The 9,577-nt window shown below is 43.5% G+C and carries 7 protein-coding genes, 7 tRNA genes and 1 pseudogene; 12 read left to right on the top strand and 3 right to left on the bottom strand.

Annotated features, from left to right (window positions below; translation table 11 throughout):
- Window positions 1-135 precede the first annotated feature (135 nt).
- The 8 genes and pseudogenes from MKX59_RS22875 (at window position 136) to MKX59_RS22840 (ending at window position 2,083) form a co-directional block, all read left to right on the top strand.
- Window positions 136-209 (top strand) — tRNA-Lys (locus tag MKX59_RS22875).
- Window positions 210-220: 11 nt separating this feature from the next.
- Window positions 221-301, top strand: a tRNA-Leu gene (locus tag MKX59_RS22870).
- Window positions 302-311: 10 nt separating this feature from the next.
- Window positions 312-386 (top strand) — tRNA-Gly (locus MKX59_RS22865).
- A gap of 7 nt (window positions 387-393) precedes the next feature.
- A tRNA-Arg gene (locus MKX59_RS22860) sits at window positions 394-470 on the top strand.
- A 12-nt stretch (window positions 471-482) separates the two neighbouring features.
- A tRNA-Leu gene (locus MKX59_RS22855) sits at window positions 483-562 on the top strand.
- Window positions 563-569: 7 nt separating this feature from the next.
- A tRNA-Pro gene (locus MKX59_RS22850) sits at window positions 570-643 on the top strand.
- A 10-nt stretch (window positions 644-653) separates the two neighbouring features.
- Window positions 654-723 (top strand) — tRNA-Gly (locus tag MKX59_RS22845).
- Between the two features lie 897 nt (window positions 724-1,620).
- Window positions 1,621-2,083, top strand: a pseudogene (locus tag MKX59_RS22840) (phage tail protein).
- A 497-nt stretch (window positions 2,084-2,580) separates the two neighbouring features.
- On the opposite strand, the gene MKX59_RS22835 reads toward MKX59_RS22840, so the two are convergent.
- Window positions 2,581-2,970: a hypothetical protein gene (locus tag MKX59_RS22835; RefSeq protein ID WP_226887791.1), complete on the bottom strand. Its 390-nt coding sequence runs from the start codon at window positions 2,968-2,970 to the stop codon at window positions 2,581-2,583.
- Here MKX59_RS22835 and MKX59_RS22830 point away from each other — a divergent pair.
- Window positions 2,951-3,337, top strand: coding sequence for a TetR-like C-terminal domain-containing protein (locus MKX59_RS22830; protein WP_226887793.1), 387 nt, complete (start codon window positions 2,951-2,953; stop codon window positions 3,335-3,337). The genes MKX59_RS22835 and MKX59_RS22830 overlap by 20 nt on opposite strands.
- Before the next feature lie 275 nt (window positions 3,338-3,612).
- The gene (locus MKX59_RS22825; protein WP_081326326.1) at window positions 3,613-4,887 is read left to right on the top strand and encodes a collagen-like triple helix repeat-containing protein; all 1,275 of its coding nucleotides are present in this window, start codon (window positions 3,613-3,615) and stop codon (window positions 4,885-4,887) included.
- 363 nt (window positions 4,888-5,250) lie between these two features.
- Here MKX59_RS22825 and MKX59_RS22820 read toward each other — a convergent pair whose 3' ends face one another.
- On the bottom strand, window positions 5,251-6,102 hold the full coding sequence (locus tag MKX59_RS22820) for an aldo/keto reductase (RefSeq protein ID WP_068938446.1): 852 nt from the start codon (window positions 6,100-6,102) through the stop codon (window positions 5,251-5,253).
- 346 nt (window positions 6,103-6,448) lie between these two features.
- Window positions 6,449-6,931, bottom strand: a complete 483-nt coding sequence (locus MKX59_RS22815; RefSeq protein WP_023987240.1) for a MerR family transcriptional regulator — start codon at window positions 6,929-6,931, stop codon at window positions 6,449-6,451.
- A 176-nt stretch (window positions 6,932-7,107) separates the two neighbouring features.
- On the opposite strand from MKX59_RS22815, the gene MKX59_RS22810 reads away from it, so the two are divergent.
- Window positions 7,108-8,241, top strand: coding sequence for an NADH-dependent flavin oxidoreductase (locus MKX59_RS22810; RefSeq protein WP_076157685.1), 1,134 nt, complete (start codon window positions 7,108-7,110; stop codon window positions 8,239-8,241).
- A gap of 46 nt (window positions 8,242-8,287) precedes the next feature.
- On the top strand, window positions 8,288-9,028 hold the full coding sequence (locus tag MKX59_RS22805) for an SDR family oxidoreductase (protein ID WP_068938448.1): 741 nt from the start codon (window positions 8,288-8,290) through the stop codon (window positions 9,026-9,028).
- The last annotated feature ends 549 nt before the right edge of the window (window positions 9,029-9,577 follow it).

Here is a 9,577-nt window from a genome sequence, read left to right as displayed (position 1 = left end):
TTAAGCCCTCCAGCGCCGATGGTACTTGGACCGCAGGGTCCTGGGAGAGTAGGACGCCGCCAAGCAACCCCATAATGGGGATTTTTTTTCGCCTATCAGGCTATTGATTATACATACAAAATTAAATTTTTAGATGGGGCTATAGCTCAGTCGGTAGAGCACCTGACTTTTAATCAGGGTGTCGAAGGTTCGAGTCCTTCATGGCTCCCATTGTATTCATGCGCGTGTGGCGGAATTGGCAGACGCACTAGACTTAGGATCTAGCGTCATTGACGTGGGGGTTCAAGTCCCTCCACGCGCATCTTGTTTTTGCGGACGTGGCTCAGCGGTAGAGCATCGCCTTGCCAAGGCGAGGGTCGCGGGTTCGATTCCCGTCGTCCGCTCCACTTATTAGTCCCCTTAGCTCAGCTGGATAGAGCGTTTGACTACGAATCAAAAGGTCGGGAGTTCGAATCTCTCAGGGGACGCCATTAACTTCATAAGCCGGTGTGGCGGAATTGGCAGACGCGCGCGACTCAAAATCGTGAGGGAAACCGTGGAGGTTCGAGTCCTCTCACCGGCATCTATTTCGGGATGTAGCTCAGCTTGGTAGAGCACCTGGTTTGGGACCAGGGGGTCGTGTATTCAAATCGTGTCGTCCCGATAAATTAATGGCGGGTGTAGTTCAATTTAGAACTCCAGCCTTCCAAGCTGGTAGCGTGGGTTCGATTCCCATAACCCGCTTTATATAGATGAAAAAGAAGAGATGGCTTATTTTTATGCCATCTCTTCTTTTTACTTTTAAACTATTCCTATCCACATGACAACCAGTAGAAACTCCAAGGCAATCTCCTCCGTTCCTTTGCGTTATTAACATACATAGGCAACTTCCAGAATTCTTATTTTCTGATCTCCTCCATATACTTAAGTTTCAGTTCGCAGTTCAGTTCTTGAAGGAAATATCAGCATGCAGACAGAAAATCTCATCAGAAATTGCCCCACCTCCTGCACCCCGCAACCTAACTTTGTTATCGGCGAGAGAAGCAACCGCTCCAGATCCAGACCTTCAATTTGCTTAACTATCGGTCAATGGGCTTTGAGCGAAGCGCTGACCGAGTCATCTTCGTCTGAGAAGCAGCCAGTACACCCCGCTCTGATCCCGGACCTCGAACAGGGTCACTACTTCAACAGTTGAAGATATCCGATCCGGGTAACGAAGAAGTCGCTCGGGTGGTGCCGAGCACATAGGCTTCGTACTCATTTGGTTTACGTATGCGGGTATTCCCCTTCCATGCAGAGGGGTTTTCCCAAACAAACATGGCCTAACGGCTACCATCATGAATGAAAATGTCTTGGCTTGTGAATCTGAACCTCCTTAATGGAAGTACAGGGCACAGGCCGAGATTTTTTTGGTAGGACATACTCTGAGTCCTTAATTTCCCGACCTCAAGGAACTATAGGCAGCATCGTATTGTCTCGCTGGTCGAATATTTAAAGCGGTGTTGGTGAATACCAGTCTATGTGAACACTATTTAACAAACTAACTAACAAATTCGCCATTCAAATCTTCTCTTGAATCGATTTTGGTGAAATGTGGACTCCTGCTGTTAGGGCGTAAAGAGAGAAGAGGAGGAATAGAAATTGTCGTATCTGGTTGATTTTAAAGATGTGTCTACGGTTGGTTTAGAGTCTTCACCTGTAGCAGAAGCGCTTGCGGGTTTACGTGCTAATGAAGCCCGTTATTTTATGAATAAATACAAGTATGAATTTACGGTTGTACCCGCTAGCGAAAGCCAGGAGAGCCTTGATTATGTGAACCGAATTTTGATAGAAGAACGTGATAATGCGTTTGCGGCTAAACCTTTAGAAACGTCGCGTTTTCAAGTGGAAAATATCCAATTCACCTACGTTTTTTATGAGGATGGTCTTGCAATCAATGTCATGTATACGGTGGATGACTCTAAAAAGCGGGCCGTTGGTTTTAAGCTTTCTGAGGGGATGGAGGTACCAAAAGAGTTAGAAGAGAAGTTTAAGTTTGCTAGGCAGGAGTCTAAACTAGCTGGAACAATCCGGGGCTTCTTTTGTAATTAAAGGACAATATTAAAGTAAGCAAAAGCGCAAACGGAGGAATCCATCCCCTTATTCTCTTTGCAAAAAAATGTGAAATCAAAGAAAGGGCTATCCCGCAAAAGGATGGCCCTTTCTTTGAAGAAATGATGAAAAGCAATTTTGATTGAGAAAATGCTAGAAATAATAGGGAAAGATACCGCTTATCATATGATTATCATACAGGAAGATCGCGGGTAGTCTCTGATAAGGAGGCTATTTTTCGAGAACTTGCCCTTCAGCCAACGTGGTGAACCATACCATAAGTAAAGACGAAAAATTTTCTTGGGGGAAGTGACCTAACAATACGATTAGCCAGAATAGTTCGATGCGAATGAAGATAACAACACTCAGTGTGGTATACATTCGTGTTGATCTCGTGTTTTAATATCCAAACTTCTATTTCATACATGTTGTTGCTAGTCTATGTCTTGCTTCGCTTTTCTCAAGTGCTTTATTAAGCGGCCCATGATTGATTCTCGGTCTCGCCTCCAATCAGTTGTTGAAGTAGTGAGACTGTTCGAGGTCGTGGATTAGTGCAGGCTGCACAGGCCGCCATCCCAGAAGTTCCTGAGTTGCAACGCTTGATCTCGGGATATCGAGCGCTGCAAGTGTACTGAGGAAGCCGAAGTGGGTGTCTGCTTCTTCACGTGAAATGCTGACTACAGGCACGTTCAGGTGTTTACCGATAACACTTGCGATGTCGCGAAATGGCACTCCTTCATCTGCGACCCCATTTAGTCGTGAACCGGCGGGTGCCTTTTCTAACGCAAGGCGGTATAGATGTGCAGCGTCAAGGCGGTGCACAGCCGGCCAACGGTTGGTCCCCTCTTCCACATAGGCTGAGAAGCCCTTCGTTTTGGCAATGTTGATCAGTCTCGGCACAAATCCTGTGTCCCCCTCACCGTGTACCGAAGGACAAAGCTCTACGATTGAACGAAAATTTCGAGTCCTAGCGGGCCTAGGCTCCTTTTTGCAGCATCCGGAATTTGCCGAAGCAGGAACAGCCGGGATTTTCGAGCCATGGGTTGTTGTGAACCGCGAGCTTATGAACCGAGCCGTCGTCCGCGGTGAAATTCCCGCTCACGCGGACATTGAGATGGCTTGTCAGGTCATTACTTCAGTGGCTTCTTTTCGCGGACTCATCCAGCGCAAACCGTTCGACAAGCCTTTCTTCACAGCGCTAATCGATGGCATTCTACTGCCTGCACTCAAAAACCCGCAAACAGCTCCAAATATTATGGACAGATGATGACCAGGCGCTTACCAGAAGAATCTACAAGGTGGATCAATCACAGAAATGATTCAACTAACGGGAAACGATATTTGAATTTAGAACAGGGAGCACACTGCCACTGTGAGGTACAAAAAGAGACCCAAATGTGATTTTGGTTGACGCAGTGAAGGATGATTAAATTTTGTAATCATACTGAAAGAGTGTTGTGGTTTGTGAAATAACAGCACCCTACTAAACACCCAATATTCTAAAAATGGTTTTTAGTCTAGCGAATAACCGGCTATTCGTCCATGCCTAAAATAAACAACTCACGTACACTAAACTATCTTTATAGGGAGGTGTCGTTGTTGAGTTGTCCGGATAAAAAAAATCGTGCAAAAAGAAAACCACAATTGTTTGCCATCCAAAAGAAAAGAAAAAAGAAACTGTTGAGTTTTCTGTATAAAAAAAAATCGTGCAAAAAGAAAACCGCAATTGTTTGCCATCCAAAAGGGAAAAAAAAGAAACGACGTCTTCTAGTTATTAAAAAAATAGTGCGGGTACCGTGTCCCCCACCTAAAGGTCAGCAATTACTTCAAGGACTTGCGGGAGCAATTGCAGAAGCAGGACCTCAAGGACTTGCAGGAGCACTTGGCCCCCAAGGATTGGCAGGACTTGCAGGAGCGATAGGAGCACTTGGTCCCGAAGGACTTGCAGGAGCACTTGGCCCCCAAGGATTGGCAGGGATTGCAGGAGCGATAGGCGCACTTGGCCCCGAAGGACTTGCAGGAGCACTTGGTCCCCAAGGACTTGCAGGGATTGCAGGAGCACTTGGGGCGCTTGGCCCTCAAGGACTTGCAGGAGCACTTGGTCCCCAAGGACTGGCAGGGATTGCAGGAGCGATAGGTGCACTTGGCCCCGAAGGACTTGCAGGAGCACTTGGCCCACAGGGACTTGCAGGGATTGCAGGAGCAATTGGCGCAGCTGGATTGGCAGGACCAGCAGGACCAGCAGGGCCAGCGGGACCAGCAGGAGCAGCAGGACCAGCAGGACCAGCAGGGCCAGCGGGACCAGCAGGAGCAGCAGGGCTAACAGGTCCAGCAGGAGCAACAGGAGCAACAGGAGCAGCAGGAGCAACAGGAGCAGCAGGACCAGCAGGTGGAGTATTAGGCTTTGCAGATTTCTTTGCCTTGATGCCTCCTGATAATGCAGCAACTGTTGCTCCCGACACGGACGTGAGTTTTCCGCAAGATGGTCCAATCAGTGGGACTGCAATTACCCGTATAAATGCGAGTTCTTTTAACTTGGCTACAATTGGCACTTATCAGGTTTTGTTTCAGGTAGGTGTAAACGAACCGGGTCAACTCATTTTAACACTCAACGGCGCTGACCTGGCTTATACGGTGGTCGGGCGTGCAACAGGTACTTCTCAAATAGTAGGAATGGCTCTTGTACAAACAACGGTCATTAATTCAGTACTCACAGTGCGAAATCCTGCTGGCAATGCCGCGGCACTCACGATCACTCCATTAGCTGGAGGAACAAGACCAGTTTCCGCGCACCTTGTTATTACGCAGGTTGCATAGAGGGAAAGAAATGCAGTATTTTTCGATAATAATGCCAATATCAAATAGAGGCCGCCCTCAATATTTCTGCGGTGCAATAATTTGGTAAGGGGACATTGTGCTCCTACGACATAAATGTATTGCTTTGTAGCGATCACCGCCGACAGGGGCGTTTCTCCAGACATCTGTGATGGGGGACGTCCCTTCTTTGATAAATGTATTAAACTAAGCGTACACGATAGTTCAATAAATACATTGATACCGTAAACGAAAAAAGAGGAGTAGATTTCCTTAGGGCATCTACTCCATACTTCTAACGGTTATTGTTAAATTGTTGGTTCTTTTGGCGTAATCAAAACCTACGGGTGATCTTTTGAAAGAGGGTTAGATATCGAGTTTACGGCTACCGATCCATTTCACCATGTCAGGATCGCGATGTGAAAAGAACAGGCTCTGTTTCGTATCTAACGTAGTAATCGACTCCATATCCTCTTGGCTTAACTCAAAGTCAAAGATATCGAAGTTTTCGATAATTCTTTCTTTACGAACAGACTTTGGAATCACAACAACTTCTCTTTGTGTCAACCAGCGTAAAACCACCTGAGCAACGGATTTATTATACTTTTCAGCTATGGCTGCCAATATCTCATGCTGGAACAAGTTATTTTTCCCTTCAGCAAAAGGCGCCCAGGATTCGATCTTAACGTTATTCTCTTTCATGAATTTTGCATTTTCAATTTGCTGATTGAATGGGTGCGTTTCAACCTGGTTTACGGCAGGAACTACTTCATTATGAATAATCAAATCGATCAGGCGATCCTCATGGAAGTTACTAACGCCGATTGCACGGACCTTTCCTTCACGATACAATTCCTCCATAGCGCGCCAAGAACCAAATACATCTCCATATGGCTGGTGAATTAAATACAAATCCAAATAATCCAACTGCAATCTTTCCAGTGATTTTTCAAATGCCTTTTTTGTACGCTCATAACCAGTATCCTGAACCCAAAGTTTCGTAGTGATAAATAACTCCTCTCTTGTCACGCCACTTCGATTAATCGCTCTGCCAACTGCTTCTTCATTTAAATAAGAGGCAGCGGTATCTATCAACCGATAGCCTGCCATAATAGCGTCATAAACACTTTGTTCACATTCATTTGCATCTTGGATCTGATAAACACCAAAACCGAGTATAGGCATCTCAACACCATTGTTCAAAGTTACTTTTTGCATATAAAATCCTCCAGTATTTTTAATTATTATGTGTAAATCAACTACAATCCATATTCATAACAGACACCCACTTCACATCCTTATTATGCACCAGATGACAAAGCGATCGTTATCCCGTTCGTGCCAAATGTTTGCCTAATCCTCTCACTACCACCTACAACTTAATTTAATTCGGGGTTCAACTAACGGAAAACGATAGTTAAATTTAGAACAGGGAGCACACTGCCGCGGCGAATGCTCCCTCTTTCATTGAAGTAACAGGCAGATTGGTGCAATATCCGTCAAAATTAAATACACAAAAAAATTGACTTCGAGTGTACTCGAAGCCGTAGACTATCTTCTAAGATCAAGCATGAACTTTTGACGCTGATTTGATATGTTCCGGTATATCGTACTTTTCTCCACATTCTGGGTTATTGTTAACTGGATTCCAGGTATCGTCTAATTGACCAGCCAAAACACTTTCGTAGTAAGCCTTCTTCTCTTTTATGTGCATTAATTGAAGGTTGTACTCATGGATCTTCGCTTCTAGTTCTTTTTCTTGTTTTACAACAAGCTCAGCCCTTTCAGGAATCGTCTCATCACCTTGCAAACACATAGCAATGTAATGTTTGACTTCTGAAATCGGCAATCCTGAAATACGAAAGCAATGCACCATTCGCAACCAATCCAGATCATGTTCAGAGAATAAGCGATTGTTTCTGCCGTCTCTCGAAACGAAAGGTATTAATTGTTGGTCATCATAGTAACGGATCGTATGTTTTGTAAGGCCAGTTATTTCAGATACATCTTTTACCGTATATTTTGGTTCATGTAATGTCTGATTCAAAATTTCGAACCTCCCTGCTATTGACTTCGAGTTACTCGAATACTTTATGATGTCATTGTACCAATGTTGTGAGCGCTCATCAACTGGTAATCTCCTCTGGGAATGCGAATAAATGCTTTAACTTAAGACAACAATTACTACAGTTTATAAATGAATAACTAGAAAGAGGTTAGAAAATGAACGCAAAATATAACAAACTATTTGAATCCTTTACACTCAAAAATGGAATCGACCTTAGAAATCGAGTCATTATGGCGCCTATGACAACTTGGGCCAGTAATGACGATTACACGATTTCAGATGAAGAAGTAAATTATTATAAAAAAAGAGTGAACGGTGTAGGTTTGGTTATAACAGGCTGTACGCATGTCCAACCAAACGGTATAGGTTTTACGCATGAATTTGCAGGCTATGACGATACATTTATTCCAAGTTTACGAAAATTAGCCGATGCGGCGAAAAGTGGAGGAGCTCCTGCGGTACTTCAAGTTTTCCACGCAGGCAACAAAGCACTTCCGACCTTAACTCCAAATGGAGATGTGGTAAGTTCCAGTGCTGTACAGACTGAAGCTACGGCATTTGCTCCTTCCGTTTTACCGAGAGCACTTTCACATGATGAGATCATGGAAGTAATTCGTGCATTTGGAGAAACAACAAGACGAGCCATTGAAGCAGGATTTGATGGCGTTGAAATTCATGGTGCACATGGATTTTTGCTGCAAAACTTCTTTTCTCCATTCTTCAACAGACGTGAGGATCAATGGGGAGGTTCTTTAGAAAATCGCTTGCGCTTTCCGTTGGCGGTTATTCAAGAAATGAAAAATGTGATTCGAAAATTTGCTACAAAACCGTTTATATTGGGTTACAGGCTTTCTCCTGATGAACCAATTGAAGGTGGTCTGCGAATGAAAGATACCTATACATTAATTGATCACCTGATTGAAGAAGGTGTCGATTATGTGCATGCTTCACTCGTAAATGCGCTCTCGTTAAAGCCGTTCGATAGTCAGGATGAAAAAACATATCTTGAATTAATTATAGAACATGTAAATGGCAGATTGTCTGTAATGGCAGCTGGTGCTATGGACACTCCGGATGACGTTGTAACGGCTTTAGATAAGGGGCTGTCCTTAGCGGCTATTGGTCATACGTTAATCATGAATCCAGACTGGGTAGAAAAGGTTCAAAGTGGACAAGAGTCTGAAATCCAAACAGCGATAAAGGCTTCAAAAGTTAGTGAGCTTGAGCTTCCGGAAAAACTTTGGGGTGTCATCCAAGCTTCAGGTCCATGGTTTCATATCGAAGAATAACATTTTTATTGTTATCACGTTTTCATCAAGAAAGGATGTGAATTATATGTCAAATATTCAAGATAAGGTTGTCATTATTACAGGTGCCTCAAGTGGAATTGGAGAAGCGACTGCAAAAGAACTTGCCTCTAAAGGTGCGAAGCTGGTACTGGCCGCTCGTCGTGAAGCTCGTTTGCAAAAGCTGCAAGAAGCAATTCAAAATAATGGCGGGCAAGCTGTTTATAAAGTGACGGATGTTTCCTCACATGAGCAGATGGAAGAGTTAGCGGATTATGCGCTTAAAGAGTTTGGAAAAATAGACGTAATGGTCAATAATGCAGGAGTCATGCCGTTATCCCCTGTTCATGAAAAGAAAATCAAAGAATGGGATTTGATGGTGGATGTTAACATAAAGGGTGTACTTTATGGTATTGCTGCCGTTCTTCCAACCATGAGAGAAAGAAGAGAAGGGCATATCATTAACGTTTCCTCTATAGCAGGGCACTTAGTATTCCCTGCTAGTTCAGTTTATAGTGGTACAAAGTTTGCTGTGCGTGCCATTACAGAAGGCCTTCGTAGAGAAGAGTGTATCAACAATATTCGAACGACTATTGTCTCGCCAGGATCGATTGATACAGAATTAACAGCAGCAATTTCAAACTCAGAGTTAAAAACAGCAATTAATGAGGTTATGAAAATTGCTATCGAGCCTTCTAACATTGCTCGTGCCATAGCATTTGCAATTGAGCAGCCAGCCGATGTAGCAATTAATGAGATGATTATTCGTCCAACAATTCAAGAACTATAAAAATAGAAAAATAATGAGATATGTTGATACTGCCCTAAAAATAGATTTTGGGGCAGTATTTATATTTGTACGGTTTACATGCCTCTTGCTATTGCTATGGGATAGATATGATTTGTTAGCTCTATAAAATGGGGGTTGACCAATACAAAGCATACCATTGGAATCAGCCCAGTCGATAGATGCTTTCAGCAGATTTTTTCCCCATACCCTATCCCCAAAATTCTTTACATACGCAGACTCCAAATTCTACCTTAGGAGCGAATCTATCTTAATAAATACCCTCGCATCTGGAAAACCCAACGTATCGATTCCCCACTACAGCAGCTCAAAATAAATTCTCGATTTTATAGTGTCCGTTTGTATAATCTGATCACACCCCGATATATCTAAAAATGCCTCCTTGCTCCCTATCTAAATTTCTTTCTCTCCATCATCAGTAATCTTAATTCAGATAAATCTGTCGTAGCTTGGTTGATTGCCGATCTAACAGTATCCCTCTATTAGGTTGAAATCCTATATAAATCGGTTGAAAATGTTGATTTTACCAAT

It is taken from the genome of Paenibacillus sp. FSL R7-0340 (assembly GCF_038002205.1).
GTDB classification, from domain to species: Bacteria; Bacillota; Bacilli; order Paenibacillales; family Paenibacillaceae; genus Paenibacillus; species Paenibacillus polymyxa_B.
The sequence above is the reverse complement of the archived record's forward strand: the minus strand, read 5'-3'. Positions and strand labels throughout refer to the sequence as shown.

Excerpts from the sequence above, each read along its gene's own strand:
- MKX59_RS22830 (WP_226887793.1), top strand. The coding sequence starts at position 2,951 with ATGTTGATCAGTCTCGGCACAAATCCTGTGTCCCCCTCACCGTGTACC.
- MKX59_RS22825 (WP_081326326.1), top strand. The coding sequence starts at position 3,613 with ATGCCTAAAATAAACAACTCACGTACACTAAACTATCTTTATAGGGAG.
- MKX59_RS22820 (WP_068938446.1), bottom strand. The coding sequence starts at position 6,102 with ATGCAAAAAGTAACTTTGAACAATGGTGTTGAGATGCCTATACTCGGT.
- MKX59_RS22810 (WP_076157685.1), top strand. The coding sequence starts at position 7,108 with ATGAACGCAAAATATAACAAACTATTTGAATCCTTTACACTCAAAAAT.
- MKX59_RS22805 (WP_068938448.1), top strand. The coding sequence starts at position 8,288 with ATGTCAAATATTCAAGATAAGGTTGTCATTATTACAGGTGCCTCAAGT.